General features: G+C 70.4%; 25 protein-coding genes, 1 tRNA gene and 2 pseudogenes. 11 read left to right on the top strand and 17 right to left on the bottom strand.

What is annotated here, in order from left to right; genetic code table 11:
- The first annotated feature begins 295 nt into the window (after positions 1 to 295).
- Positions 296 to 1,684 (top strand): NAD(P)/FAD-dependent oxidoreductase, encoded by a 1,389-nt coding sequence (locus ACTMVF_RS06645; protein WP_441269990.1) that lies wholly within the window; start codon positions 296 to 298, stop codon positions 1,682 to 1,684.
- Between the two features lie 197 nt (positions 1,685 to 1,881).
- Positions 1,882 to 3,180 (top strand): class I SAM-dependent methyltransferase, encoded by a 1,299-nt coding sequence (locus ACTMVF_RS06640; protein WP_441269989.1) that lies wholly within the window; start codon positions 1,882 to 1,884, stop codon positions 3,178 to 3,180.
- Positions 3,181 to 3,232: 52 nt separating this feature from the next.
- Here ACTMVF_RS06640 and ACTMVF_RS06635 read toward each other — a convergent pair whose 3' ends face one another.
- Together ACTMVF_RS06635 and ACTMVF_RS06630 are read right to left on the bottom strand one after the other, a co-directional pair.
- A complete protein-coding gene (locus ACTMVF_RS06635) occupies positions 3,233 to 5,767 on the bottom strand; it encodes an ABC transporter permease (RefSeq protein ID WP_441269988.1) in 2,535 nt (844 codons plus the stop codon).
- Positions 5,767 to 6,537 (bottom strand): ABC transporter ATP-binding protein, encoded by a 771-nt coding sequence (locus tag ACTMVF_RS06630; protein WP_441269987.1) that lies wholly within the window; start codon positions 6,535 to 6,537, stop codon positions 5,767 to 5,769. The genes ACTMVF_RS06635 and ACTMVF_RS06630 overlap by 1 nt, the downstream gene beginning before the upstream one ends.
- 393 nt (positions 6,538 to 6,930) lie before the next feature.
- Between ACTMVF_RS06630 and ACTMVF_RS06625 the strand changes: the two genes are divergently transcribed.
- From ACTMVF_RS06625 to ACTMVF_RS06615, 3 genes are all read left to right on the top strand, one after another.
- A tRNA-Leu gene (locus ACTMVF_RS06625) sits at positions 6,931 to 7,014 on the top strand.
- Between the two features lie 115 nt (positions 7,015 to 7,129).
- Positions 7,130 to 8,305 (top strand): 4-hydroxybenzoate 3-monooxygenase, encoded by a 1,176-nt coding sequence (locus tag ACTMVF_RS06620; protein ID WP_441269986.1) that lies wholly within the window; start codon positions 7,130 to 7,132, stop codon positions 8,303 to 8,305.
- 215 nt (positions 8,306 to 8,520) lie between these two features.
- Complete coding sequence (locus tag ACTMVF_RS06615) at positions 8,521 to 9,417, top strand: Bax inhibitor-1/YccA family protein (protein ID WP_441269985.1); 897 nt, start codon at positions 8,521 to 8,523, stop codon at positions 9,415 to 9,417.
- 77 nt (positions 9,418 to 9,494) lie between these two features.
- Here ACTMVF_RS06615 and ACTMVF_RS06610 read toward each other — a convergent pair whose 3' ends face one another.
- Entirely contained in the window at positions 9,495 to 9,725 is a 231-nt protein-coding gene (locus ACTMVF_RS06610; protein ID WP_095753563.1) for a DUF4287 domain-containing protein, read from the bottom strand.
- Between the two features lie 104 nt (positions 9,726 to 9,829).
- On the opposite strand from ACTMVF_RS06610, the gene ACTMVF_RS06605 reads away from it, so the two are divergent.
- Entirely contained in the window at positions 9,830 to 10,141 is a 312-nt protein-coding gene (locus ACTMVF_RS06605; protein WP_441269984.1) for a hypothetical protein, read from the top strand.
- 15 nt (positions 10,142 to 10,156) lie between these two features.
- Here the strand turns inward: ACTMVF_RS06605 and ACTMVF_RS06600 are convergent, their stop codons facing one another.
- The 3 genes from ACTMVF_RS06600 to ACTMVF_RS06590 form a co-directional block, all read right to left on the bottom strand.
- The gene (locus ACTMVF_RS06600) at positions 10,157 to 10,939 is read right to left on the bottom strand and encodes a hypothetical protein (protein WP_441270147.1); all 783 of its coding nucleotides are present in this window, start codon (positions 10,937 to 10,939) and stop codon (positions 10,157 to 10,159) included.
- A gap of 295 nt (positions 10,940 to 11,234) precedes the next feature.
- The gene (locus tag ACTMVF_RS06595) at positions 11,235 to 12,455 is read right to left on the bottom strand and encodes an acetyl-CoA C-acetyltransferase (RefSeq protein ID WP_441269983.1); all 1,221 of its coding nucleotides are present in this window, start codon (positions 12,453 to 12,455) and stop codon (positions 11,235 to 11,237) included.
- A gap of 381 nt (positions 12,456 to 12,836) precedes the next feature.
- The gene (locus ACTMVF_RS06590; protein ID WP_441269982.1) at positions 12,837 to 13,862 is read right to left on the bottom strand and encodes an SGNH/GDSL hydrolase family protein; all 1,026 of its coding nucleotides are present in this window, start codon (positions 13,860 to 13,862) and stop codon (positions 12,837 to 12,839) included.
- A gap of 159 nt (positions 13,863 to 14,021) precedes the next feature.
- Here ACTMVF_RS06590 and ACTMVF_RS06585 point away from each other — a divergent pair, with 159 nt between their 5' ends.
- The gene (locus ACTMVF_RS06585) at positions 14,022 to 15,407 is read left to right on the top strand and encodes a cystathionine beta-synthase (protein ID WP_441269981.1); all 1,386 of its coding nucleotides are present in this window, start codon (positions 14,022 to 14,024) and stop codon (positions 15,405 to 15,407) included.
- A 337-nt stretch (positions 15,408 to 15,744) separates the two neighbouring features.
- On the opposite strand, the pseudogene ACTMVF_RS06580 reads toward ACTMVF_RS06585, so the two are convergent.
- Positions 15,745 to 15,924: pseudogene (locus ACTMVF_RS06580) on the bottom strand (MmyB family transcriptional regulator); the annotation flags it as partial.
- Between ACTMVF_RS06580 and ACTMVF_RS06575 the strand changes: the two are divergent.
- Positions 15,923 to 16,057, top strand: a pseudogene (locus tag ACTMVF_RS06575) (short-chain dehydrogenase); the annotation flags it as partial. The pseudogenes ACTMVF_RS06580 and ACTMVF_RS06575 sit on opposite strands and share 2 nt — an antisense overlap.
- Positions 16,058 to 16,079: 22 nt before the next feature.
- Here the strand turns inward: ACTMVF_RS06575 and ACTMVF_RS06570 are convergent.
- The 6 genes from ACTMVF_RS06570 to ACTMVF_RS06545 all read right to left on the bottom strand — a co-directional run bounded on the left by ACTMVF_RS06570 (position 16,080) and on the right by ACTMVF_RS06545 (position 20,657).
- The gene (locus tag ACTMVF_RS06570; RefSeq protein WP_441269980.1) at positions 16,080 to 16,520 is read right to left on the bottom strand and encodes a hypothetical protein; all 441 of its coding nucleotides are present in this window, start codon (positions 16,518 to 16,520) and stop codon (positions 16,080 to 16,082) included.
- An 82-nt stretch (positions 16,521 to 16,602) separates the two neighbouring features.
- Positions 16,603 to 17,535 (bottom strand): ABC transporter substrate-binding protein, encoded by a 933-nt coding sequence (locus ACTMVF_RS06565; protein ID WP_441269979.1) that lies wholly within the window; start codon positions 17,533 to 17,535, stop codon positions 16,603 to 16,605.
- 9 nt (positions 17,536 to 17,544) lie between these two features.
- The gene (locus ACTMVF_RS06560; protein WP_441269978.1) at positions 17,545 to 18,207 is read right to left on the bottom strand and encodes an ABC transporter permease; all 663 of its coding nucleotides are present in this window, start codon (positions 18,205 to 18,207) and stop codon (positions 17,545 to 17,547) included.
- A gap of 1 nt (position 18,208) precedes the next feature.
- The gene (locus ACTMVF_RS06555; RefSeq protein WP_441269977.1) at positions 18,209 to 18,850 is read right to left on the bottom strand and encodes an ABC transporter permease; all 642 of its coding nucleotides are present in this window, start codon (positions 18,848 to 18,850) and stop codon (positions 18,209 to 18,211) included.
- On the bottom strand, positions 18,847 to 19,899 hold the full coding sequence (locus ACTMVF_RS06550; RefSeq protein ID WP_441269976.1) for an ABC transporter ATP-binding protein: 1,053 nt from the start codon (positions 19,897 to 19,899) through the stop codon (positions 18,847 to 18,849). The genes ACTMVF_RS06555 and ACTMVF_RS06550 overlap by 4 nt, the downstream gene beginning before the upstream one ends.
- 167 nt (positions 19,900 to 20,066) lie before the next feature.
- Positions 20,067 to 20,657, bottom strand: coding sequence for a DUF402 domain-containing protein (locus tag ACTMVF_RS06545; RefSeq protein ID WP_441269975.1), 591 nt, complete (start codon positions 20,655 to 20,657; stop codon positions 20,067 to 20,069).
- Positions 20,658 to 20,775: 118 nt separating this feature from the next.
- Here ACTMVF_RS06545 and ACTMVF_RS06540 point away from each other — a divergent pair, with 118 nt between their 5' ends.
- The 3 genes from ACTMVF_RS06540 to ACTMVF_RS06530 all read left to right on the top strand — a co-directional run bounded on the left by ACTMVF_RS06540 (position 20,776) and on the right by ACTMVF_RS06530 (position 23,859).
- Complete coding sequence (locus ACTMVF_RS06540; protein WP_441269974.1) at positions 20,776 to 22,293, top strand: aromatic amino acid ammonia-lyase; 1,518 nt, start codon at positions 20,776 to 20,778, stop codon at positions 22,291 to 22,293.
- Positions 22,290 to 23,162 (top strand): MurR/RpiR family transcriptional regulator, encoded by an 873-nt coding sequence (locus tag ACTMVF_RS06535; RefSeq protein ID WP_441269973.1) that lies wholly within the window; start codon positions 22,290 to 22,292, stop codon positions 23,160 to 23,162. The genes ACTMVF_RS06540 and ACTMVF_RS06535 overlap by 4 nt, the downstream gene beginning before the upstream one ends.
- Before the next feature lie 109 nt (positions 23,163 to 23,271).
- The gene (locus ACTMVF_RS06530; protein ID WP_441269972.1) at positions 23,272 to 23,859 is read left to right on the top strand and encodes a hypothetical protein; all 588 of its coding nucleotides are present in this window, start codon (positions 23,272 to 23,274) and stop codon (positions 23,857 to 23,859) included.
- Between the two features lie 7 nt (positions 23,860 to 23,866).
- Here the strand turns inward: ACTMVF_RS06530 and ACTMVF_RS06525 are convergent, their stop codons facing one another.
- Genes ACTMVF_RS06525 through ACTMVF_RS06510 form a run of 4 tightly spaced genes read right to left on the bottom strand, consistent with a single transcriptional unit; the run spans position 23,867 to position 25,974 of the window.
- The gene (locus tag ACTMVF_RS06525; protein WP_383448309.1) at positions 23,867 to 24,241 is read right to left on the bottom strand and encodes a hypothetical protein; all 375 of its coding nucleotides are present in this window, start codon (positions 24,239 to 24,241) and stop codon (positions 23,867 to 23,869) included.
- A 14-nt stretch (positions 24,242 to 24,255) separates the two neighbouring features.
- Positions 24,256 to 24,753, bottom strand: coding sequence for a roadblock/LC7 domain-containing protein (locus ACTMVF_RS06520; RefSeq protein WP_441269971.1), 498 nt, complete (start codon positions 24,751 to 24,753; stop codon positions 24,256 to 24,258).
- 37 nt (positions 24,754 to 24,790) lie between these two features.
- A complete protein-coding gene (locus ACTMVF_RS06515) occupies positions 24,791 to 25,585 on the bottom strand; it encodes a transcriptional regulator (protein WP_441269970.1) in 795 nt (264 codons plus the stop codon).
- Entirely contained in the window at positions 25,582 to 25,974 is a 393-nt protein-coding gene (locus ACTMVF_RS06510; protein WP_441269969.1) for a hypothetical protein, read from the bottom strand. The genes ACTMVF_RS06515 and ACTMVF_RS06510 overlap by 4 nt, the downstream gene beginning before the upstream one ends.
- Positions 25,975 to 26,148 lie beyond the last annotated feature (174 nt).

The raw sequence follows: 26,148 nt of genomic DNA, 5'->3' as shown, positions 1-26,148 counted from the left end.
GATCGGTGTCGGTTGACCCGTCCGAGGGGTGAACAGGCCCTTGAACATGTTCAGATGGACGGTGTAAGGGTGCTGCGGGGGTCTCCCGTCGGAGGGTGTTCCGGACCGCTCACCGGGGGCCCGGAGGCCCAGAGAGGCAGCTCACGCGGCATTGACAACGGGGTGCGGCGCATCGCGGTTCCCGATCGTGACCATGACCTGCGTCACGCGGGCCGGGGATGGTAGCACAGGCTCTGCAAGAGCTTGTGAAGGGGCGCACGAGCGACCCCCCTGAACCGGGTGGATACTCGATGGCATGAGCACCACGGAGCGTCCCAGGATCCTCGTAGTAGGCGGTGGGTACGTAGGCCTGTACGCAGCTCGGCGCATTCTCAAGAAGATGCGCTACGGCGAGGCGACCGTCACGGTCGTCGATCCCCGGTCGTACATGACCTACCAGCCCTTCCTCCCCGAAACCGCCGCCGGCAACATCTCCCCGCGCCACGTCGTCGTCCCGCTGCGACGCGTGCTGCCGAAGGCGGAGGTCCTCACCGGCCGGGTCACCACCATCGACCAGGACCGCAAGGTCGCCACGATCGCCCCGCTGGTGGGCGAGGCGTACGAGCTGCCCTTCGACTACCTGGTCATCGCGATGGGCGCGGTCTCCCGCACCTTCCCGATCCCCGGCCTCGCCGAGCAGGGCATCGGCATGAAGGGCATCGAGGAGGCCATCGGCCTGCGCAACCACGTCCTCGAGCAGCTCGACAAGGCCGACTCCACGACCGACGAGGAGATCCGCCGCAAGGCGCTCACCTTCGTCTTCATCGGCGGTGGCTTCGCGGGCGCGGAGACCATCGGCGAGGTCGAGGACATGGCCCGCGACGCGGCCAAGTACTACACCAACGTCTCCCGCGAGGACATGCGGTTCATCCTCGTCGACGCCGCCGACAAGATCCTTCCCGAGGTCGGCCCCAAGCTGGGCGCCTACGGCAAGGAGCACCTGGAGAGCCGGGGCGTGGAGATCTACCTCTCCACCTCGATGGACTCCTGCGTCGACGGCCACGTCGTGCTGAAGAACGGGCTCGAGGTCGACTCCAACACGATCGTGTGGACGGCCGGCGTCAAGCCGAACCCGGCCCTCGGCCGCTTCGGTCTGCCGCTCGGCCCCCGCGGTCACGTCGACTGCGAGACGACGCTCCAGGTCAAGGGCACCGACTACATCTGGGCCGCGGGCGACAACGCCCAGGTCCCGGACCTCGTCGGCCGCAAGGCGGGCAACGAGAACGCCTGGTGCCCGCCGAACGCCCAGCACGCGCTGCGTCAGGCCCGCGTCCTCGGCGACAACGTGATCTCCGGTATGCGGGGCTTCCCGCAGAAGGACTACGCGCACGCCAACAAGGGCGCGGTGGCGGGCCTCGGCCTGCACAAGGGCGTGGCGATGATCGTCATGGGCAAGATGAAGATCAAGCTCAAGGGCCGTCTCGCCTGGTACATGCACCGTGGCTACCACGGCCTGGCGATGCCGACCTGGAACCGCAAGGTCCGCGTGTTCGCCGACTGGACCCTCGGCATGTTCCTCAAGCGCGAGGTCGTCTCCCTCGGCGCGATGGAGCACCCGCGCGAGGAGTTCTACGAGGCCGCCAAGCCGGCGCCGGTCGCCGCCGCGAGCAAGGCCGACAAGGGCGAGAAGGCCAAGGCCTCCTGACCCCGACCGGTCGCTGAACCAACCGAAGGACCTCCCGCCATCCGTGGTGCGGGAGGTCCTTCGGCGTTCGGGGATCCGTGACGGGATCCGTGACGGTTGTTTGCCCAGCCGTAACGCGCGTGGGGGACTGCGCACGGGGCCCTCAGGTGTTTACGTGGTGTTGGACATTCCGGGATCCGATCACGGAGGTGTGCGCCATGGCAGACGTCGCGCTGCGGCTGAAGAGCCTTCTCGAACAGGTGCTGGGAGTTCCGCTCCCGGTGCGCATCCGCGCCTGGGACGGTTCGCAGGCGGGGCCGCCGGGGGCGCCGATTCTCGTCGTACGCAATCGCCGTGCGGTGCGCCGACTGCTGTGGAAGCCGGGCGAACTGGGCCTGGCGCGGGCCTGGGTGGCGGGGGACCTGGAGATCGAGGGGGACCTGTACGCCGCCCTCGATCTGCTCGCGGGGCTGGTGTGGGAGCGGGGGGAGGACGCCCGCGGGCTGGTGGAGTCCCTGCGTGACCCCGAAGTGCGCGCCGCCGTACGCGGACTCGTCAAGCTCGGCGGACTTCCGCTGCCGCCCGCGCCGCCGCCGGAGGAGGTGCGTCGGGCCCGCGGTCATCTGCACACCAAGCGCACCGACAGACGGGCCATCAGTCACCACTACGACGTCGGCAACGACTTCTACGAGATCGTCCTCGGCCCGTCCATGGTGTACTCCTGCGCCTACTGGTCCGCCCCGCCCCCGGACGGCACCCTCGAAGCCGCCCAGCACGACAAGCTCGACCTCATCTGCCGCAAGCTCGGACTCCGGCCCGGTCAGCGGCTGCTGGACGTGGGCTGCGGCTGGGGCTCCATGGCCGTGCACGCGGCCCGTGAGTACGGCGTGAGCGTCGTCGGTGTCACCCTCTCCCAGGAGCAGGCGGCGTACGCCCGCAAGCGCGTCGCCGGCGAGGGGCTCACCGACAAGGTGGAGATCCGCGTCCAGGACTACCGGGACGTCGACGACGGTCCGTACGACGCCGTTTCCTCCGTCGGTATGGCCGAACACGTCGGCGCCGAGCGGTATCTGGAGTACGCCGATGTGCTGTACCGGCTCCTGAAGCCCGGGGGGCGGCTGCTCAACCACCAGATCGGGCGGCGGCCGCAGCGGGACGAATCCACCTACCAGGTCGACGAGTTCATCGACTCCTACGTCTTCCCCGACGGCGAGCTCCAGCCCATCGGCGTCACCGTCGCCCAGTTGGAGCGGGCCGGCTTCGAGGTGCGCGACGTGGAGTCGATCCGTGAGCACTACGCCCTGACCCTGCGCCGCTGGGTCGCCAACCTGGAGGCCGACTGGGCGCGGGCCGTCGAGTTCACCAGCCCGGGGCGCGCCCGCGTCTGGCAGCTGTACATGGCCGCCTGCGCGCTCGCCTTCGAACGCAATCGCATCGGGGTGAACCAGGTGCTGGCTGTCAGGACACCCGACTCCGGTGACTCGGGGATGCCGTTGCGGTCCCGTACCTGGGGCTGAAAGGCCAAGGGCCCCGCTCCCTCCCGGGAACGGGGCCCTTGCACTCGTACGGCTATTCCGCCTTGATCGCGTTCAGCATGTTCAGCCGCGCGGCGTTGCGGGCCGGCCACAGTGCGGCCAGGACGCCCACCAGACCGGCCAGCACCAGGAAGATCCCGATCCGGTCCCAGGGCAGGACCAGCGCGTAACCGGGGATCTCCTCCGCGATGGTCTCGCCGATCGCCCAGCCGAGGAACGAGCCGAGACCGATGCCGACCACCGCGCCGAACACCGAGATGACCACGGCCTCCAGCCGGACCATCCGCTTCACCCGGCGCCGGTCGAGACCGATCGCACGCAGCATGCCGATCTCCTGCTGCCGTTCGAAGACTGACATCGCGAGGGTGTTGACGACACCCAGCACGGCGATGATCAGGGCCATCGCCAGCAGGCCGTACATGATGTTCAGCATCGTGTTGATGATGCCGCCGAACTCGTTGCGGATGTCCTGCTGGTCCATGACCGTGATCGCGGGGTTGTCGCCCAGCGCGTCGACGAGGACCTTCTCGTTCGCCGCGGAGTCGCCGCCGTCGACCTTCACGAAGATCTGCTGGATGGACGGCTGTACCTCGTGCGGGTTCACGACCTTCGTGTCGACGAGGACGGGGGAGAGGAACTCGCTGTCCTTGAAGACGGCGCCGACCGTCAGGGTGTCCTTCTTCTCGTCGTTGAAGGTGACGGGGATGCTGTCGCCGGGCTTCCAGCCCTTGCTCTTGGCCGTCTTCTCGGCGACCGCGATCTGTCCCTTGGCGAGCGAAGCGATGTTGCCGCTGACGACGTCGACGTTCAGGACCTGCTCGATGTCGCCCGGTGTGACCGCCGAAGCGGACACGAAGTCGTCGTCGCCGACCTGGAAGTAGGCGCTCTGCTGCGGCGAGACCGCCGAGACGCCCTTGGCCTTCTCCAGCGCCGTCAGCGCGGACTGGTCGAGGTCCCCGCCGTTCGCCATCGAGACCATGTAGTCGGCCTTGATGTTGTCCGTGGTCATCTTGTCGATGGCCGTGCCGACCGTGGCACCGAGCACCGACAGGCCGGTCACCAGCGTCAGCCCGATCGCGAGCGCCGAGGCGGTGGCGCCGGTACGGCGCGGGTTGCGGACCGCGTTCTGGCCGGCCAGCTTGCCGGACACCCCGAAGGGGCCGACGAGCAGCGGACGGACGAGTGCGATCACGGGCCGGGACAGCAGCGGGATCAGGATGATCACACCGACCAGCGCGAAGAACGCGCCCGCCGCGATGTACATCCGCCCGCTTTCGCCACCGGACGAGGCACCCAGCACGATGCCGGCCGAGCCGAGGGCGGTGATGGCCGCACCGATGGAGTTGCGCACCACCAGCGACTTGGTGGTGGCCACCGCGTGGACGCTGCTCATGGCCGCCACCGGCGGGATCTTCGCGGCCCGGCGGCCGGGCAGCCAGGCGGCGAACATCGTGATCAGCACACCGACGCCGATCGCGGCGAGCACCGGCGTGACGGACAGGATCAGCGGACCGTCCGGAATCTTCATGCCGAACGCGGCCATCCCGGACCGCAGACCGACCGCGAGACCGACGCCGAGGACGAAGCCGATCACCGAGGCGACCAGGCCCACCACCGCGGCCTCGGCGAGCACCGAGCGGGTGATCTGCTTGCGCGACGCGCCGACGGCCCGCATCAGCGCGATCTCCTTCGTGCGCTGGGCGACCAGCATCGTGAAGGTGTTGGAGATCAGGAAGATCCCGACGAAGAGCGCGATGCCCGCGAAGCCGAGCAGGACCTGCTTGAGCGAGCTCAGCCCCTGTTCGATCTGCTCGGCCTGCTCGTCCGCGAGCGCCTGGCCGGTCTTGGCCTCGGCAGCGTCCGGCAGCAGCGGCTTGACCGCGTCCAGGATCTTCGCGTCGGACGCGCCGGGGGCGGCGGTGACGGTGGCGCTCGCGAAGTAGCCGGGCTTGAGGTACTGCTTCTGGGCGACCGCGGTGTCGAAGAGGACGAGGCTGCCGCCGGCGTTCACGGCGCCGTCCTCGGTGGTGAACACACCGCTGAGGGTGTACTCCTTCACCGGCCCGTTCGTGGCGACCCGGACCCGGTCGCCGACCTGGTACTCGCCCTTGGCCGCGGACTCCTTGTCCAGGGCGATCTGATCGTCCTTCACCGGGCCCGAGCCGTCGGTGAACGTGTAGGCGGGGTCCTTGCCGTCCTTGCCGGGAGCGAAGTTGGAGCCCTTGTTGGACCAGCCGACGCCGATCAGCTTCCCGTCGGGGTCGGCGACCCCGGCGAAGCCGTCGACGCGGCCGTACGCGGCGTCGACGCCGTCCACCGCGGCGATCTTGTCGAGGGTCTCGCGGGAGAGACCGGGCTCTTCCTTGGTGTCGTTCGGGTTGGCGTACGAGGTGATGGCGACGGCGACGTTGTCGTAGCTCTTGGCCGACTGGTTGCGGAAGGCGTTGGAGAGGGTGTCGGCGAAGACCAGGGTGCCGGAGACGAACGCGACGCCGAGCATCACGGCGAGCACCGTCATCAACAGCCGGGCCTTGTGCGCGAGTACGTTGCGCAGGGCGGTGCGGAACATCAGCTGGTGCGGCCCTTCGCGTCGAACTGCTTCATGAAGTCGAGGACGGTGTCGGCCGTCGGCCGGTACATCTCGTCCACGATCCGGCCGTCCGCGAGGAAGACCACCCGGTCCGCGTACGCCGCGGCCACCGGGTCATGGGTCACCATCACCACGGTCTGCCCCAACTCCCGTACGGAGTTGCGCAGAAAGCCCAGCACCTCGGCGCCCGAGCGCGAGTCGAGGTTTCCGGTCGGCTCGTCGCCGAAGATGATCTCGGGCTTGGAGGCCAGCGCGCGGGCCACGGCGACGCGCTGCTGCTGGCCGCCGGAGAGCTGGGCGGGGCGGTGGCTGAGACGATCGGCCAGGCCCACCATCCGGATGACCGAATCCAGCCACTGCTTGTCAGCCTTGCGGCCCGCGATGTCCATCGGGAGGGTGATGTTCTCCAGGGCCGTCAACGTCGGCAGCAGGTTGAACGCCTGGAAGATGAAGCCGATCTTGTCCCGGCGCAGCTTGGTCAGTTGCTTGTCCTTCAGGGAGCCCAGCTCGGTGTCGCCGATGCGCACCGAACCGGAGGAGAAGGTGTCCAGGCCGGCCACGCAGTGCATCAGCGTGGACTTGCCGGACCCGGAGGGTCCCATGATCGCGGTGAACTCGGCCTGCCGGAAGTCGACGGAGACCTGGTCCAGGGCGACCACCTGGGTCTCGCCCTGTCCGTAGATCTTCGACAGATCCGTGGCACGCGCGGCCACGGTGGTGGCCCGGTCGGCGATGGATGAGGTGGTCACGAGAAGGCGCTCCTGAGGGACGACGGTGTGTTCGAAGGGACGTCATCCATCGTCCTGGCCGAAGAGCGCCGTGTAGTCAGTCGCTGTTCCGGTTTCGAAGACAGACTGCGGATGGACCGGACGCCGCCGCGTCATACCTGAGGATGACGGGCGCCCCTGACGGGTGTTCGCGTCTGGAACAGGTGGAGCGTCCTTGTTCGGACGGTGAAATTCCGTCATTCCGTATGCGCCGCCGACCGCCGCACGTAAGGCTATTGGCAAGTGCGGATGGCGCGTTCCGTGGGCTGATGCACCCTCAGACGTCAATAAAATAAGACAACATCGGTCCGCCCGTCCGCTGTTCGGGGGATGTATCCCGATAGGCTCGGAACCTCGATGCGGAGCCCATGGCCTGCCCAGATGGTGGAATGCAGACACGGCGAGCTTAAACCTCGCTGCCCCTTCGCGGGCGTGCCGGTTCAAGTCCGGCTCTGGGCACTTCCGACGTTCGTCGATCACTGCAGCGTTCATTGACACCTCATGCCGAGGGGAGCAGACTCCTGTTCGGAAGTTGGTGAATGAAATTTCACTACACGAACAGAGAGGTTCGGCGATGCGCACCACCGTCGGCATCATCGGAGCAGGCCCCGCCGGCCTCCTCCTCGCCCGGCTGCTCCACAACGCCGGCATCGAGTCGGTCGTCCTGGAGAGCCGCGACCGCGCCTACGTCGAGCACCGCCAGCGCGCCGGAATCCTGGAGCAGGGCACGGTGGACGTGCTGCGCGCGGCCGGTGCCGGGGAGCGCATGGACCGCGAGGGCCTGCGCCACGACGGCATAGAGCTCCGCTTCGACAAGAAGCGCCACCGCGTGGACTTCCCCGCCCTCACCGGCGGCCGGTCGGTGAGGGTCTACGCCCAGACCGAGGTCTGCAAGGACCTCATCGCCCTCCAGCTCAAGGAGGGCGGCCCGCTGCTCTTCGAGGCGGAGGCCCTGGCGGTGGAGGGCGCGGACAGCGACAGCCCGCGCGTGCGCTTCCGGCACGAGGGCGTCGAGGACGTCCTCGAATGCGACTACGTCGTCGGCTGCGACGGCTTCTGGGGCGTGTCCCGCAAGGCGATCCCCGCCGAGCTCACTCGGGTCTTCGAGCGGACGTACCCCTTCGGCTGGCTCGGCATCCTCGCCGACGTACCGCCCTCGCACGACGAGCTCGTCTACGCCCGCCACGACCGCGGCTTCGCGCTCCTCTCCATGCGCTCCCCGTCCGTCTCCCGCCTCTACCTCCAGGTCCCCGAGGGCACGGACGCCGAGGAGTGGAGCGACGACGAGATCTGGGCGGAGCTGGAGCGCCGCTTCGAGACCGCCGACGACTGGCGCCTGGAGCGCGGCCCGATCACCCAGAAGAACGTCACCCCCATGCGCTCGTACGTCCACGAGCCCATGCGTCACGGCCGTCTCTTCCTGGCCGGCGACGCGGCGCACATCGTGCCGCCGACCGGCGCGAAGGGCCTGAACCTGGCCGTCGGGGACGTCGTCACCTTCGCGAGGGCACTGGCGCACGAGCGGCGGACGGGTTCGGCGGAGCTTCTCGACGCCTACTCCGCGACCTGTCTGCGCCGCGTCTGGCAGGCCGAGCGGTTCTCGTACGACATGACGACGCTGCTGCACCGCGCCCCCGACGCCACCCCCTTCGAGGACCGGCTCCAGCTGGCGCGACTGGAGCGGATCACGGGGTCGAGGGCGGCCGAGACGGACCTGGCCGAGGGGTACACCGGCTTCCCGTTCGGGTGAGCGCACGGGTGGGGCCGGGGGAGTGATCTCCGGCCGGTTCCGGCCACGTACCAGGTTCGTCATGAATGAGCCCCACCGTGGCCGGGAATCACCCAGCCGCGTAGCGTGTTGCGCAACACGACGAGGGAAAGATCCTCCCCAAGCACTAGGGTCAATCCTTTGCCTACCTATTACTCTTGAGCCAAGGCCGCGCACGGCGGCCATGGAGGAGTGAAATGAGGAGCAGCAACCCGGTCTTCTCGCGACGGGGGTTCAGCCGCGACAACGGCTACGCGGGCTTCAACACCGCGCCGCAGGCCGGGGGCGCCGCTGTCGGCACGCAGGCCAACCCGTACGCCCAGCCGCAGGCCGGCAACCCGTACGCGCAGAACCCGTACGCCCAGCAGGACGTGCAGCACGGCGCACCGCCGCAGGCCCCGGCCACCACCGGCCGGATGACGATGGATGACGTCATCCTGCGCACCGGCACCACGCTCGGCGTCCTGATCGTCACGGCCGCGCTCGCCTGGGCGCTGCTGCCCGTCGACGACGCGAACATCAGCCGGTCCTACGGCATCGGCATCGGCGCCGCGCTGATCGGCATGGTCCTGGCGTTCGTCCAGTCCTTCAAGCGCAAGGCCTCGCCCGCGCTGATCCTGACGTATGCCGCGTTCGAGGGCGTGTTCCTCGGCGTGATCTCCAGCATCGTCGACAACCGCATCGCCAGCGGTGCGGCCATGCAGGCGGTGCTCGGCACGATGGCGGTCTTCGCCGCGGTGCTGGTGGCGTACAAGGCGGGCTGGATCCGCGTCAACCGCCGCTTCGTCGGCTTCGTGATGGCGGCCGCGCTCGGCTTCATCCTGCTGATGGCGGTCAACCTGCTGTTCGCCGTCTTCGGCGGCGGTGACGGCCTCGGCTTCCGCAGCGGCCCTCTCGGCATCCTCTTCGGTGTCATCGGCATCCTGCTCGGCGCCTGCTTCCTCGCCCTGGACTTCAAGCAGGTCGAGGACGGCCTCGCCTACGGCGCGCCGCGCGAGGAGGCCTGGCTGGCGGCCTTCGGCCTCACGCTGACGCTGGTGTGGATCTACATGGAGTTCCTGAGGATCATCGCGATCCTCAACAGCAGCGACTAGCAGCGACCAGTCCGCGACAGCCGTTGCAGCGAAGGGCCCCGGGTACGTACCCGGGGCCCTTCGTCGTCTGTGCGCGCCTAGAGGAATTTGCGCGCCGCCCTCCTCAGGTCGTACTCATGGACGATCGCCTTCGCGTGGCCGTACGCGAGGTCGTATTCGTGGCGCAGCCAGCTGACCTTCTCCTCGAAGCGGAACAGAGCCGGGCCTTCTTCTACGGTGCGGAGCCAGTCGGAGACTTCACGACCGGTGCAGTGGGGGATGCGGGCGAGCATGTTGCGGTGGGTCTCCTCGGAGAGGACGTGGGACATCGGCGCCTCCGGACGCAAAGGGGATGTAAGCCGGTCCTTCAGGTCACCGTGCCTGAGCGTTCGCCCGTTGGCAACAGTCGTGGTGCGACGCGTAGGTTTGTGGGGTGGTTGATACGACGCCCTTGACTCGTGCCGTTGATCACTTCGCCGACCGTTTGAGGGCCGCGCCTCAGAGCCGGTTGCAGAGAGGCGGCGCCGGCGAAGCATTGCGGCTGGCCAGGGAGTTGGCCCGGCGGGCGCAGGTCCTGGAGCGGCCCGGGGCGGAGCCCCGGGAGATGCCTGACGCCGGGATGTTCGCCGCGGCCGACCAAATCACCGTTGCCGTGCACGACTTGGCTCTCGTACTCACGAACGAGGGTGAGGTCGAGGACGCGGTGAAGCTGGTGGAGGAGGCGCAGAAGCGGGCGGGGGTGTGACCCGGCTGTTCAGCCCTAGAGGGACGCTATGACGCGGTCCGCCAGGATGTAGACGTTCTCCTCGCCGCAGGCGAAGGTCAGGGTGTACGCCCCGGACACGCCCGATCCGCCCAGCAGCACCGGCGTCTCGCCCGCGCGCAGGGCCGCCGCCAGGCGTTCCGCGGTCTCCCGGTGGCCCGGGGTCATGCAGAGCGTGGTGCCGTCGGCGAAGACGTAGACGTCGAGGGTGCCGAGCGGGCCCGGGCGGACGTCGGTCAGCTCGGTGGCGGAGGCGGCCAACTCCTCAAGGGTGGACACCGTACGCTCATGGTCGTTCACCACGGGTGAGGAGACCGGGACGAAGTCCGGGTGGGAGGGGTGGCGGCGGCGGGCCGCGGCCAGCTCCGGGGACTCCCCGGCGAACTCGTCGGCGTCCGTGGTCGTCTCGCTCACCGGCTCCAGGTGCTCCAGGCCCGCGAAATCGGCCTGGCGGGGCAGGAACAGCTCGCTGTCGGACAGGCCCAGCAGGGTGGGTGCGTCGGAGGCGTCACGGGCCTCCTGGGCGGCCCAGAAGGCGCGCGCCTCGGCCAGCTCCCGCTCACGTTCCTCGGCGAGCGCCTCGGCCACCGCGGCGCGTATCTCATCGGCCTCGGCGGAGAGGCGGGCGGGCGGGACCAGGCCGCGGGCCGCGGCGGCGTTGTTCTGGGCCAGCTCGGTGTGCAGGGCCGCGACCTGTCGGCGCAACATCATGAGGGTGCGCAGGACGGCGACGCCCACGGCGCCGGTGGCGGCCGTGGTGAGCAGCAAAGCGATCGGCATGGCGCTCACTGACGTACTCCCGGTTCAAAGTCGACCCCCGACTTCCTACATCAGCTTGAAGGGCGGACTATCCAGCTGTCAGTGCGTAACGTCACGAAACGGGCAGGACTTTGGGTCCTGTGTTTAGTGGTGAAGCGGCTCTGACCTGCATAGATCCCTCCGTGGAGGGAGATAGGTCACATCCTGGGGGAGATTGGATCACAAAACGGCCCAGAACCTTGGGGTTTCCCGGGTTCTGGGCCGAAGGCTCACGCTGGGTCGTGAGTTGACTACCTAGGGGCTCTGGATCGGTGGTTCAGCTCAGGCGCTCGATGACCATCGCCATGCCCTGGCCGCCGCCGACGCACATCGTCTCCAGGCCGAACTGCTTGTCGTGGAACTGGAGGGAGTTGATGAGCGTGCCGGTGATGCGGGCGCCGGTCATGCCGAAGGGGTGGCCCACGGCGATGGCGCCGCCGTTGACGTTCAGCTTGTCGAGGTCGATGCCCAGGTCGCGGTAGGAGGGGATCACCTGGGCGGCGAACGCCTCGTTGATCTCGACCAGGTCGATGTCGTCGATCGTCAGACCGGCGCGGCGCAGGGCCTGGTTGCTCGCCTCGACCGGGCCGAGGCCCATGATCTCCGGGGAGAGGCCGGAGACGCCGGTGGAGACGATGCGGGCGAGCGGGGTGAGGCCGAGCTCGCGGGCCTTGGTGTCGGACATGATCACGACCGCCGCCGCGCCGTCGTTGAGGGGGCAGCAGTTGCCGGCGGTGACGAGGCCGTCGGGGCGGAAGACCGGCTTCAGGCCCGCGACGCCCTCCATGGTGACGCCCGGGCGGGGGCCGTCGTCCTTGGCGACGACCGTGCCGTCGGGGGTCGTGACCGGGGTGATCTCGCGCTCCCAGAAGCCGTTCTTGATGGCTTCCTCGGCGAGGTTCTGCGAGCGGACGCCGAACTCGTCCATGTCCTGGCGGGTGATGCCCTTCACCCGGGCGAGGTTCTCGGCGGTCTGGCCCATGGCGATGTACGGGTCGGGGAGGAGGCCGTCCTCACGCGGGTCGTGCCAGGTCGTGCCCTCCTGCTGGGCGACCTCGGCGGTGCGGGCCTCGGCCTCGGCGAAGAGGGGGTTGCGGGTGTCGGGGAGGCTGTCGGAGTTCCCCTTGGCGAAGCTGGAGACCATCTCCACGCCCGCCGAGATGAAGACGTCGCCCTCGCCGGCCTTGATGGCGTGCAGGGCCATGCGGGACGTCTGGAGGGAGGAGGAGCAGTAGCGGGTGATGGTGCAGCCCGGGAGGTGGTCCATTCCCATCTGTACGGCGACGATGCGGCCGAGGTTGTTGCCCTGCTCGCCGCCGGGGAGGCCGCAGCCCAGCATCAGGTCGTCGATGTCGCGCGGGTCCAGCTCGGGGACCTTGGCCAGGGCCGCCTGGATGATCGTGGCGGTGAGGTCATCGGGGCGGAGGTCTTTCAGGGAGCCCTTGAAGGCGCGGCCGATGGGGGAGCGGGCGGTCGAGACGATCACGGCTTCGGGCATCACGGCTCCAGTTGAAAGGTGTGGCGCGCAGCGCCTCGTTGAGGGGTGGTGGTCGGGCGACGGGTGGGCATACCGGGGGGTCGGGCAGGGCTGTGAGGGAAGTTACCCGTACGTACGGCCAGGGTCACTGGTAGTGCGGTGTGACCCTGGCCGCAATTTTCTAAGCGCTTGCTTTTCCCGCCCCCGCCGCCCCTACCCGGCCCATCCCCAGGGGCTCCGCCCCTTCGACCCCGCCAGGGGCTCTGCCCCCTGGACCCCCGCTCCTCAAACGCCGCAGGGGCTGGATTTAACCGCCCGGCGTTCGAGGACGAGGCCCGTTCAGGGCCGAAGCGGGGGTCCCGGGGCGGCAGCCCCGGGGATGGGATGCAAACCTCCCGGGGTTCACGGTGACGGTGTTGCCGGGGTCCTGTCCGGTTCCGGGACGCGGCGGCGGCGCCGACGCTTCAGGAGGGCCCAGGGGCCCTTCGGGCCTGTCGGCATCGCGGCCGTGACCTCCGTGCCCGCCTCCGACGCGGCCTCGGCTGCCGCGCGGGCCACCGGGAGGAAGCCCTCGCGGCGGGTGACGTCGGGGCGTTCCTCTTCGGCCGGCCAGAGCCCGAGGGCCGCGCAGACCGTCGGCAGGACCGCCATCGCCGCGGTGGCGTAGCCCTCCGCCGAGGGGTGGTAGTTGTCGGGGCCGAAGAGCTCCCTCGGGTTCGCCGCGAATTCCGGACCCAGCAGGTCGCCCAGCGACACCGTGCGGCCGCCCTGTTCGACGACGCCGATCGTCTGGGCGGCCGCCAGCTGGCGTGAGGCCCGGCGGGCCAGCCAGCGCAGGGGTTGCTGGACCGGTTCGATCGTGCCCAGGTCGGGACACGTGCCGACCACGACCTCCGCACCGGCCGTGCGCAGGCGCCGTACCGCCGCGGACAGGTGGCGGACCGAGCGCGTCGGCGGCATGCGGTTGGTGACGTCGTTCGCGCCGATCATGATCACGCAGATGTCGGGCAGCAGGGCGGGGTCACTGAGCACCAGGGCCACCTGGCGGTCCAGGTCGTCGGAGCGGGCGCCCGGCAGGGCCACGTTGCGCAGCAGCACCGGACGTTCCGCGACCGCCGCCAGCCCGGACGCGAGGAGCGCGCCCGGCGTCTGGCCCGCCCGGTGCACGCCCTGGCCCGCGGCCGTCGAGTCACCCAGGATCGTCAGGCGCAGCGGCGGCTCACCGGGGTTGTCGTACAGGCGGCCGTACCGGCCGTCGGCGTTCGGTACGTGGTTGTCGGTGCCGTTGCCCACGTGGCGCCTGGCCAGCCGCACTTCGGCGAGAAAAAGACCGACGGCCGCCGCGCCGACCAGGCCGATCCCGCCTCCGCCGTACGCCGCGCCCGCCGCGATCCGCCGGGCCACCCGCGCCCTCGACATGCTCGTCATGCGTCGCCGCCACCTCCTCATAGCCGTACACCCACTGCTTGCCCCGCACGGACCGTGGCCCAATCCCAACGAGGAGTGAACGACCGTCATGGGCCCCGTGCAGGCCATAGGCTGGCGGAACCACTAAGACCACTTCTTTTGCAGCATCCGGAGACAACGGTGCATTTCCACGACTCGATGATCAGCCTCGTCGGCAACACCCCGCTGTTGAGGCTCAACAACGTGACCAAGGGCATCCGGGCGACCGTCCTGGCCAAGGTGGAGTACTTCAACCCGGGCGGCTCCGTGAAGGACCGCATCGCCCTGCGCATGATCGAGGCCGCGGAGGAGAGCGGTGCGCTCAAGCCCGGCGGGACCATTGTGGAGCCGACCAGCGGTAACACCGGTGTCGGTCTCGCGATCGTCGCTCAGCAGAAGGGGTACAAGTGCATCTTCGTGTGCCCCGACAAGGTGAGCACCGACAAGATCAATGTGTTGCGGGCGTACGGGGCCGAGGTCGTCGTCTGCCCGACCGCCGTCGATCCCGAGCACCCGGACTCCTACTACAACGTGTCGGACCGGCTGGTGCGGGAGACGCCGGGCGCCTGGAAGCCGGACCAGTACTCCAACCCCAACAACCCGCTCTCCCACTACCACTCCACCGGCCCCGAGCTGTGGGAGCAGACGGAGGGGAAGATCACCCACTTCGTGGCGGGCGTGGGGACCGGGGGGACCATTTCCGGTACCGGTCGCTATCTGAAGGAGGTCAGCGACGGCAAGGTGCAGGTCGTCGGCGCCGACCCCGAGGGCTCCGTGTACTCCGGCGGGTCCGGGCGGCCGTATCTCGTCGAGGGCGTCGGAGAGGACTTCTGGCCGACCGCCTACGACCGGACCGTCGCCGACGAGATCGTCGCCGTGTCCGACAAGGACTCCTTCCAGATGACCCGCCGCCTGGCCCGTGAGGAGGGGCTGCTGGTCGGTGGTTCGTGCGGCATGGCGGTCGTGGCCGCGCTGCGGGTCGCCGAGCGGCTCGGGGAGGACGACGTCGTGGTGGTGCTGCTGCCGGACAGCGGGCGCGGGTATCTCTCCAAGATCTTCAATGACGAGTGGATGGCCGACTACGGCTTCCTCGAGGACGAGGGTCCGAGCGCGCGCGTCGCCGACGTCCTCAAGGACAAGCAGGGCGGCATCCCCTCCCTCGTCCACATGCACCCGGACGAGACGGTCGGTCAGGCCATCGAGGTGCTGCGCGAGTACGGCGTCTCGCAGATGCCGATCGTGAAGCCGGGCGCCGGCCACCCGGACGTCATGGCGGCGGAGGTCGTCGGGTCCGTCGTCGAACGGGAGCTGCTCGACGCGCTGTTCACCAAGCGGGCCTCGCTCGACGACCCGCTGGAGAAGCACATGTCGGCTCCACTGCCGCAGGTCGGCTCCGGTGAGCCGGTCGGCGACCTGATGTCCGTGCTGGGCGCGGCCGACGCGGCGATCGTCCTCGTCGAGGGCAAGCCGACCGGTGTGGTCAGCAGGCAGGACCTGCTGGCGTTCCTCGCCAAGGGCGGGAAGTAGCGGCGAACTTGCGGTGAACGGGCCGTGTCCGCGGCGAACTTGCGGTGACCGGGGCCGCTCGGGCCGTCGCGGAACTGGTACGAGCGCGTCACGTTCACGCAGCACCGGCTTAACACGGGTCCGGCACATTAGTGGGTGTCGGCAGGGCGGGAGCGGCTCCCCGCCCAGGCCGGCACCAAAACGGCGTCAAGGACCTCCGGAGCGGCTCCCGGACCTCCAGACGCCTAGGACGCGCAACCCGGCCTGACCCGGCCCGCGTCCCTCGCGGGGACCGCCGTCGTCCCGCCCCCCGGAAACGGGGGTGCGGCGGTCCCCGCGCATAGCTTTTTCAGCAGGGCTACGCGTGGGTCGTCGTCCAACTGGCCAGCAGCGCAAGCCTCTCCGCCGTCTCCGAGCCCGGTTCCGGCGTGTAGACCACGAGTGTCTGTTCCGGTGCCTCCGGGAGCGTCAGCGACTCGTACGGGAGGGTCAGCAGGCCCGCGACCGGATGCCGCACCCGCTTCACGCCGTACATGCAGGTCGGCGGGATGGTCGAGGCGATGGGCACACTGGCGGCCGGGGAGCTCGCCGATCTCGTCGCCTACGTCGCCGGCCGCCCCCGGCACGTCAACCTGCGGCAGGTCGTGGTGCTGCCGACCCGGCAGGCGTGAGCGCCGTAGCCGCTCAGGGAGATCAGGCCTCCCAGCGGTCCTCGTCCTTGGCCGACTTGCGGCGCCAGCCCCGGAACAACCCGGGGTTGGTGCGCGCCGCCTGCACGACGTTGACGCCGACGATGCCGACCCAGGTGACCAGCAGACCGGAGAGGCCGGCCACGCCGCCGCCGATGCCGGACAGCGGGATCGCCACGACCAGCGAGACGATGCCGAAGCCGAAGCGCTCGCCGAAGGAGTCCGTGGCCTTCGGCGACCGGGCGCCCCGGGCCGCCACCATCTGCTGCTCGGCCAACTGCCGCCGCAGCCGGCGCTCGACCGCCCCGTCGATGCGCTGGTCGACCTTCTCCATGAACGAGTCGACCAGCGCGGACTCGTAGTCGTCGCCCAGTTCCCTGCGCGCCTGCAGGGTGGCGTTGAGTTCCTTCTTGAGCTCGGTGTCCCGCGCGTCCATTCCGGTCATACGGTCCACGGTAGGGAGCGCGGGCGGCGGCCGCACTGGGGTTAGCCCCCCTGTTGGGATGGGGGTACGCGGCAGGGCGCCGTCACTTCACCAACCCGTGCTCCTTCGCGTACGCGTCCGCCACGTCCTGAGGGTCCTTCTTGTCCTTGTCGACCTGCCGGTTCAGCTCGGTGAGCTGGGCGGTGGTCAGGGTGTTGCCGAGGCGGGCGAGGGCTTTGCGGACCGTGGAGTCGGCCTTGCGGTCGGCGATGAGGGGGACGACGTGCTGGCCGGGGATGAGGTTCTTGGGGTCGGTCAGGACCACCCAGTCGTTGGCCTGGATGTCGGTGTCGGTGGTGAAGAGGTTCGCCACGTCCACGTCGCCCTTCTTGAGGGCGCCCTTGACCAGCGGACCGGAGGAGTCGAGGGACTTGAACTCCTTGAACTCCACCCCGTACACGTCCTTCAGACCGACCACACCCACCTCCCGCTTCTTCACCTCGGGAGCCGCGCCGATGACCAGCTTGCCGTTCTGCTTCTTCAGGTCGGCGAGGGAGGTCAGGCCGTACTTCTCGGCCGTCTCCCGGGTGACGACGAAGGCGTCGGAGTCCTCGGCCATGCCGTACGGCAGCACCTGGAGGCCGCTGGGGAGGGCGATGGTGAGGGCGTTCTGCATCTCGCCCTCCTCGGTCGCGGTCGCCTTGGGGGCGACGTAGTGGAGCAGGGCGCCCTGGTACTCGGGGAGCAGGTCGATGTCGCCGCCCCTGAGGGCGGGGATGAGGATCTCGCGGGTGCCGAGGTTGGGGCGGACGTTCACCTTCACGCCGGCCTCCTGCAGCACGGCGGCGTACAGATACCCGAGCACCTGGTTCTCGGTGAAGTTGGCGGTGCCGATGGTGATGCCGCCCTTGCTGGAGCCGCCGCCACCGCTGGTCGAGCCCTGGCTGTCCAGGGACGTGATGCCGCTCGCGCAGGCGGAGAGGGCCGGGACGGAGGCCGCTGCGAAGAGGCCGCCGAGGAGAGTGCGTCGGTTCATCGAAGGTCCCTAGGCAGTGCGGTGGCGGAAGAGGATGCGCTGGAGGCCGGACAGGGCCAGGTCCAGGGCCACGGCGACCACGGCTACCAGCACCGCGCCGCCGAGCACCTGCACGAGGTCGCGCTGGGCGAGGCCGTCGAAGACGTAGCGGCCCAGGCCGCCGAAGGAGACGTACGCGGCGATGGTGGCCGTCGCCACGACCTGGATCAGTGCCAGGCGCAGGCCCGTCATGATCAAGGGGAGGGCGAGGGGGAGTTCCACCTGGAACAGGACCTGGTGGCCGCGCATGCCCTGGCCGCGCGCCGCGTCCTTCACGTCCGGGTCGACGGCCGTCATCCCCGCGTAGGTGTTGGTCACGATCGCCGGGACCGCGAGGGCGACCAGGGCGACGTAGACCGGGAGCATGGACAGTCCGCCGGCCAGGAAGACCAGGACGACCAAGCCGACGGTCGGCAGGGCGCGGCCGAAGGACGCGAGGTTGATCGCGAGGAAGGCGCCCTTGCCGGTGTGGCCGATCAGCAGGCCGAGGGGGAGGCCGATCGCCGCCGCGATGAGCGTGGCGAGAAGGGAGTACTGGAGGTGTTCGGCCAGGCGGTGGCCGATGCCGTCCGGGCCCGACCACTGCTCGCCGCTGACCAGCCAGGCGCCGAGGTTGCTGAAGAGTTCGTACATGTCAGGCTCGCCGCCTCCGCCAGGGGGTCAGGACGTACTGCAGGGCGACCAGAGCCGCGTCCGCGACCACGGCGAGCAGGAGGGTGAGGACCACTCCGACGATCACCGGGGTCGGGAAGTTGCGCTGGAAGCCGTCGGTGAAGAGCTGGCCGAGGCCGCCGTCGCCGATGTAGGTCGCGACCGAGACCAGGGAGATGGACATGACCGTCGCGATCCGGACGCCCGCCATGATCACGGGGAGGGCGAGCGGGAACTCGACGGTGAGGAGCGTGCGCAGGGGGCGCGTGCCCATCGCCTTCGCGGCCTCCTTCACCTTCACGGGGACCGAGTCGAGGCCCTCGACGGTGTTCCGCAGCAGGACGACCAGCGTGTAGACGGTCAGGCCGATGACGGTCGTGGTGCGGGTGAGGCCGGAGACCGGGAGCAGGAGCACGAAGATCGCGATCGACGGGATCGTGAACAGGACGTTCGAGAGGCCGAGCAGGAAGCCGCGCAGGGGGCGGATCCGGTGGGCGATCACCGCGAGGGGGAGGGAGATCAGGACGCCCAGGAAGACGGCGGTGAGTGCGGCCTGGAGGTGGGAGATCGTCAGGGTGGTGAGGTCGTCGGTGTGGTCGCCTATCCACGACCAGTCGATGGTCATGCGGCTACCCGCGCCTCGGTGTGGGCCTGTCCGGCGTGCTCGTGGATGTCGGCGCGGGACGAGACGCCGGTGAGGGCGCCCTCCGCGTCGACGCGGGCTATCAGGCCGGTGGGGGAGGCGATCGACTCGTTCAGGGCCGCCAGGAGCGAGTCGGTGTCCTTGAGCGGTCGTACGGGGAGTTCGGCGCCCTTCGTGTCCTTGGTGGCCTTCGCCGCCCAGTGCAGGGGCTTGTTCGCCGCGTCGAGTACGAGGCTCCAGTCGCCGCCCTCCGGCGCCGGGCCCTGCGGGACCTGCGCGAGGGTCCGCAGCGACAGCAGCTTCAGGCCGCGCTCGGCGCCGAGGAAGTCGGCCACGAAGTCGTCGGCGGGGCGGGCGAGGAGTTCGGTGGGGGAGGCGCACTGGACGAGGTGGCCGCCGGTGCGGAAGATCGCGATCTGGTCGCCCAGCCGTACGGCCTCGTCGACATCGTGCGTGACGAAGACGATGGTCTTGCTCAACTCCTTCTGCAGGCGCAGCAGTTCGTCCTGGAGCTGGGTGCGCACGACGGGGTCGACCGCGCCGAACGGCTCGTCCATCAGCAGCACGGGCGGATCGGCGGCGAGCGCACGGGCGACGCCGACGCGCTGCTGCTGGCCGCCGGAGAGCTGGTGCGGGTAGCGCTTGCCGGCGTCGGCCGCGAGACCGACGGTCTCCAGCAGTTCCGCCGCCCGGGCGCGGGCCTTGCGGCGGTTCCAGCCGAGCAGCAGCGGCACGGTGGCGATGTTGTCGAGCACCGTGCGATGCGGGAACAGGCCCGCCTGCTGGATGACGTAGCCGATGGAGCGGCGCAGCTCGGCGGCGTCCTGCCGGGTGACGTCCTTGCCGCCGACCCGGATGGTGCCGGAGGTCGGCTCGACCATCCGGTTGATCATCCGCAGGGTGGTTGTCTTGCCACAACCGGAGGATCCGACCAGGACGGTCACGCCGCCCTCCGGCATCTCCAGGGAGAGGTCGTGGACGGCTGTCGTGCCGTTGGGGAAGCGTTTGTGGACCGCGTCGAACTGGATCATGAGGTGTCCTCTGCCCGGCTGTATAACCTCATGCAGAGTTCTCGGCGGCTGAATAGATTGTCAATACTCTGCTGTTAATCCGCGGTAACGGATGACCGGGGAGCGGGACTGACTGACCGGCTTGGGGGTGTTTCAGGGACTATGTCGTCTCGGATCGTGGACGGATGTCACTCGTGCCCGAGGGGCACGCGGGCCGGAACGGCCCAGTCGGCCGGCGCCCGCCAGTCGCGCCACTGCTCCCACCAGCACGCCCCCCGCTCGATGAGATCCACGACGGAGGCGGCAGTCGCACGGACGGCGTCCGCCTCCTCGGCGTCGAAGCCGCCCGTGCGCACCCGCTCCTCGAAGTGCTCGACGTCCTTCCATCGGTACGGGGAGCCGTCGCCGGGGATGATCGGGTCCAGCTCGTGGTCCAGGGTGTCGAACCCGCGCTCCGTGCGGACGAGGGGTGCCTGGAAGTTGACGTACCACTCCGACAGGACGCCGTCCTCCCAACGGCCCCACACGGAATAGCCGTCCCCCGGGCGCTGCAGCTGCAGGACACCGCTGGACTGCCACACGTGCTCGAACTCGATCCAGGGGTGCAGGCCCCAGCGGAAGTCGCCTCGCCCGAAGGTGAGCGGGGTGCCCTGGGCCAGGTACACGGCGAGCGCACGCTCGTCGTCGCTCGCGACCCGCACCGGGTACACCAGCCATTCGCGGCCGGACAGAATCTCCCGCCGGACGGCGACCTCACCACTGCGGAACCGTGACCTCATGGCGCCCGACCCTAGTGGATCATGAGATGTCCCTTGCCCGGCTGTATAACGTCATGCAGAGTTCTTGGTGTCTGAATAAGTGGTCGAAGCTGCACGGATTGAGGGGTGTTTGAGTCTTATGTCGTCTCGGATCGTGGACGCACCCGGCGCTGTGCACACCGGGCACACCGGCCTGGTCGTCCTCGACGGCATCGGGCTCCGCGTCGAGGACGTCGTAGGCCTCGCGGGCGGCACCGCGCGCCCGGTTCCCGCGGCCGACGCGATGAAGCGTGCCGAGGAGTCCTGGGACGCCGCCCGCCTCATCGCCGCGACCGGACGCGTCTACGGCCGCTCCACCGGCGTGGGCGCCAACCGGAACGAGGACATCCCCACCGACGCCGCCGCCGAGCACGGCCTGCGCCTGCTGCGCAGCCACGCCGGCGCCATCGGCGAGGAGCTGCCCGCCCGGCAGGTGCGGGCCATGCTCGCCGTACGGGCCAACCAGCTGCTCGCGGGGGGTGCCGGCCTGCGGCCCACCGTCGTCACGGCGCTCTGCGAGGCGCTGGAGAGCGGGGCCCACCCGGTCGTGAACGAGTTCGGCTCGGTCGGCACCGGAGACCTCGCGGCGCTTGCGCAGGCCGGCCTCGCGCTCGCCGGTGAGCATCCCTGGCGGGGCTCCGGCGCCCCCGAGCCGCAGCAGCTCGACAACAACGACGCCCTCGCCTTCATCAGCAGCAACGCCCTCACCCTCGGCCAGGCGGCCCTGGCCCTGCACGAACTGCGCGGCCTGGTCGCCGCCACCCAGGTCGTCGCCGCCCTGTCGCTGCTCGCCGTCGACGGCTCCCACGAGGCGTACGCCGCCCCCGTGCACGCCGCCCGCCCGCACCGGGGCAGCGCCGAAGTCGCCCGCCGGATGCGGGAGTTGATCGGCGCCGAGGACCGGCCCACCCCTCCGCTGGGCCGCATCCAGGATCCGTACGGCTTCCGCTGCCTGCCCCAGATCCACGGCCCCGCGCACGATGCTGCCGACGCCCTGGAGGAGGTGCTCGCGGTGGAGATCAACGCGGCTGCCGAGAACCCCTTCATCTCCCCCGAGGACATGGCCGCCTACCATCACGGCGGCTTCTACCAGGCCCAACTCGCCCTCGCCCTGGACCACTTCAGGCTTGCCCTGACCCAGGTGGCGCGGCTGTCGACATCCCGCCTGTCCACCCTGAACGAGCCCGCCTACACCCGCCTCAAGCCCTTCCTCGCCGACCACGAGCCCGCCTCGTCCGGCGTGATGATCCTGGAGTACGCCGCCGCGGCCGCCCTCGGTGACCTGCGCGCCTTCTCCGCCCCCGCCTCGCTCGGCCACGCTGTACTCTCCCGGGGCGTGGAGGAGCAGGCCAGCTTCGCCTCGCTCGCCGCACGGCAGACACTGCGCGCGTGCGGCGCGTACCGTCTGGTCGTCGGCTGTGAACTCGTCGCCGCCGTACGGGCGTTGCGGCTGCGCGGCCTCAGGCCCGACCCGGATCTTCCGGTGGCCCGGGCACTGGAGCTGGCCGAGTCGGTGCTCGACGACGACCTGGCCGACCGGCCGCTCACCGACGACGTGACGGCGGCGGCCGCACTGCTGGACCGGTTCACGGACATCTGGAGGGGGAGCGCCGCATGAGCGCGGACAGGAACACGAACGGGTCGGCGCATGGGACGGACAGCCCCACCGCGCGGCTCCAGGCGCTCTTCGAGGGGCACCGGCTCACCCCGACCCAGCGGCGCATCGCGCACAGCATGGTGCGGCAGGCCGCCGACGTGCCGTTCCTGTCCAGCGTGGAACTGGCCGAGCTGGCCGGGGTCAGCCAGCCCTCCGTGACCCGCTTCGCCGTCGCCCTCGGCTTCGACGGCTACCCGGCGCTGCGCAAGCACCTGCGCGAGGTCGCGCCCGTGGAGCAGGCCCCGGACGCCGGCTCGTACAACGAGTACCAGCAGGCTGTCGAGGCCGAGATCGAGAACCTCCGGCATCTGGCGGAGGTGCTGGCCGACCCGCGCCCGGTGCAGAAGGCGGGGCGGCTGCTCGCGGCCTCACGTCCGCTGCCGGTGCTCGGCCTGCGGGCGGCTGCCTCCCAGGCGTACGGCTTCTCCTACTTCGCCGCCAAGGTGCACCCGGACGTACGGCTGCTGCACGAGGGCGGCACGATGATCCACGACCGTATCGACGCCGCCGTACGGGCCGGTGCGACGGCCCTGCTCTGCTTCGCGCTGCCCCGCCACCCGCGCGAGGTCGTGGACACCCTGGCGTACGCCAAGGAAGCCGGGCTGACGGTGGTGACGGTGGCCGACTCCGCCTTCGCGCCGGTCGCCAAGGTCTCCGACCTGCTGCTGCCCGCCGCCGTCGGCACGGGCCTCGCCTTCGACACGGCCTGCGCGCCGATGCTGCTGGGCCGGGTCCTGCTGGAGGCGATGTGCGACGACCTGCCGGACGCCCAGGCGCGTCTGGAGGAGTTCGACGCTCGGGCGGTGGCGCGGGGGCTGTTCGTCGAGTGAGTCGTCGTGTGAGTTCCTGAGGGCCGGGTGAGTTCTTAAGGCTCGTCTCACGTTGACTGGCTAGCGTGCGCGGACAGCAGCTGGACAGACGTGAGACGGGAGGCGGAACGTGGCACACGGAGGTGGGCAGGGGCTGGCTCGGGTGGCCGTCGTCGTACGGGCCGGGGCGGCACCGCTGTGGTGGCTCGGGGTGTTCGTGGCGGGCATCGGGGTGCTGGTGCCGGGGCTGACGGGCCGCAGGATCGGCGTCATGGCCGGCGCCGCGCTGTTCATCGTCGCGACGGCCGTGGTCGCGTACGCCCGCCGCGGGCGCTACACCGCGCTGAGTCGTTCGGCCGCCCGCGCCGGCAAGCACGACGTGCTCCAGGACCGTGCGGTCGCCGTCCGTAACTGGCGTCGTGGCCACCGCTGGTGGCTGCTGCTCGCCTTCGTCGCCGCGCTGGGCAGCGCGTTCGCCGTGCCGGCGGTCGGCGGGATGCTGCTGGCGGGGTGCGGGGCGGGGCTCCGGCTCAAGGCCGCGTGGCTCGGGCGGCGGGAGCGGGCCGAGAACGCCCTGCTGTGGGTGCGGGTGGACTGGCTCGACCGCCGGGGCGGCCGGCCGGCGGGCAAGGCGGTCAAGGGCTACCGCAGCACGGGCATCGCGGCGGGCGACGCGGCCCCGGGCGGGGCGCGCCGCCGCACCGCGGCGCTGGTGTAGGGCGCGGTCAGACCTCCAGTTCTTCCTCGATCTTCTTCAACTGGTGCCGGGCCATCGCAAGGTTGGCGCGCTTGGCGTCGAGGACCAGATACAGGAAGAGACCGTTGCCCCCGCGCCCGGTGATCAGCCGGATCAGGTGGTACTGGTCGCTGAGGGTGATCAGGATGTCCTCGATGCCGCCCTTGAGGCCGAGGTGCTCCATCGTGCGCATCTTGGCGCGGACGACGTCGGTGTTGCCCGCGGCGGCGACATTGAGGTCGAAGGTCTTGCTGCCGCCCAGCGTGCCGAGCGCCATGCCGCTGGTGTAGTCGACCAGCGCGGCCCCGGTCGCCCCCTCGATGGAGGCGAGGCATTCCTTCAGGGTGGTCTCGGTGTTGGCCATGACGAGTGTTCCTCTCAACTCTCGGTAGTGGTACGCGCGTTGGCGGCAGTACGTGCCGCACGCGCGGTTCTCGTGCGGGTGGGCATGGGTTTGGCGGGCTCCTTGGCGGAGCTCTTGGCGGGGCTCCTCTTCGGGGGCGCCGCGTCGGCGTCGACGAGCTCTCCGATGCGGGCACCGGCGCGGCGGCCCTCCAGGTGCAGCCGGCCGACGTTGACGCCGTCCGTGGCGAGCAGGGTCAGTACGGCGGTGCGTCCCGCGGCGTACGTCGCCACATAGCCGTCCGCCCCGCGCACGAGCAGCTCGCGGAAGTCGCCCCGGCCGGTCGCGTCCGTCACCCGCATCGCGACGCCGAGTGCGGCGGCGGTCAGCGCGGCGAGGCCGTCCGGTTCGACGCCGGGGGTGTCGTGGGCGAGGACGAGGCCGTCCACGCCGGCCGCGAGTGCTCCGGTCAGCTGGGGCACGCGGGCTCTGAGCCGGCGGAACTCGTCGAGTATCGGGGGCTCGGCCGCCATCAGGTGTCTCCTCTCGGCGCCCACGAGGGGCTTGCGGTCAAAGGGCCTCCAGCGCATCCCTGACCCTCTTCAGCAGCGCGACATAGGGATCGGCGGCGGCGGCGTCGGTCGGGTGGTCCCGGGCGGCGGGCGGCGGCTGCGGGGACACCAGCCCCGCCGCGGCCAGCCGCCGTAGGTGCACCAGCGTGTGGAACGCCGGTCTGCCCAGCTCCCGCGCGATGTCGGCGGCCCGCCGTACGCCGTCCACCCGGGCGAGTACGGCGGCCTGCCTCGGCGGGACGGCGGGGGCGGCGACCGGGTCGGCCCGGATCAGGGGTGCGGCGTCCGTCGCCGGGTCGGGCCAGATGCGGCGCAGCAGGGCGCGGCGGCGCAGCGTCTCGCGCTCCAGGGCGGCGACCGGCACGGGGTGCACCGAGGCGAGCCAGTGCGCGGGGCCGTAGCGGAAGCGGCCGGGCGTGCTGCTGGGGGCGAGGGCGAAGTACGCGGCGTCGTACAGGGCGCTCGCCTGCGCCAGCTCCAGTGCCCCCGGCGTGACGCCGTGCCGCAGCAGCCGCCCCTTCTCGGCGCTGTCCTCGGCGTCCTGCCAGGTCTCGGCGGCGAGGGCGCCGTGGAGCGTGAGGAGCACGCCGAGGCCGGGGGCGAGGGGGCTCTCGGCGTGCACCACCCGGCCCTCGGCGAGATGGAGTGTGCCGTGCTCGCGGTCCAGGACGCCGGTGGCCCGCTCGTCCGCCAGCCGGGTCAGCATCGGCGACACGCCCCCGGCCCGCTGGTGCGCCGTCGTCCGGTCCCGGACCGGCAGACGCGGTGGCGGTGTGGTTCCGACCACGGTCATCCCAGCACCAGCCGCTCGGCCATCTCGCCCAGCCGGATACGGGCCAGCGCGAGGTTGCCGTCCGCGCGGGCCAGCCACAGGTACAGGAACACGCTGCTGTCGAAGGCCGTCGGCACGAACCGCAGCACGTGATAGCTGTCCCGGTTGCTGAGGATCACGTCCTCGACGGGCGGATCCGCGGCGTCACCGTCGTCGCCGGGCCCGAACGCGTGCTGCTCGGCGGCCAGCCGCGCCAGCTCCGCCGCCTCGGCGGCCGCCGTCTCGTGGTCACCGCCCGGCGGATCGCCCACGGTGCCCAGGGCCAGCCCGCTGGTCCAGTCGACCAGCGCGGCGCCCCGTGCACCGGGCAGCCGCATCGCCTCCAGCAAGCACTCGTCGATTCCGGGCACCGTCGCTCCCCTCCCGCCTGGGGTTCGGCTGAGTGATGGCCAAACTACGCAACGTGTGTGCGGCGAGTGAGCGTTCGGGCATTTTCCAGTGGAACATGCGCCGAGTGACTAAGGTGGGTCAACTGACCCTGTTTTCACTCCAGTTGATCGCGTATGGCGTACGGACCCTCATCG

The sequence above is a fragment of the Streptomyces sp. SD31 genome (assembly GCF_052068475.1).
Lineage (GTDB): Bacteria > Actinomycetota > Actinomycetes > Streptomycetales > Streptomycetaceae > Streptomyces.
Note: the sequence above shows the minus strand (reverse complement) of the source record. Positions and strands in the feature narration are given on the sequence as shown.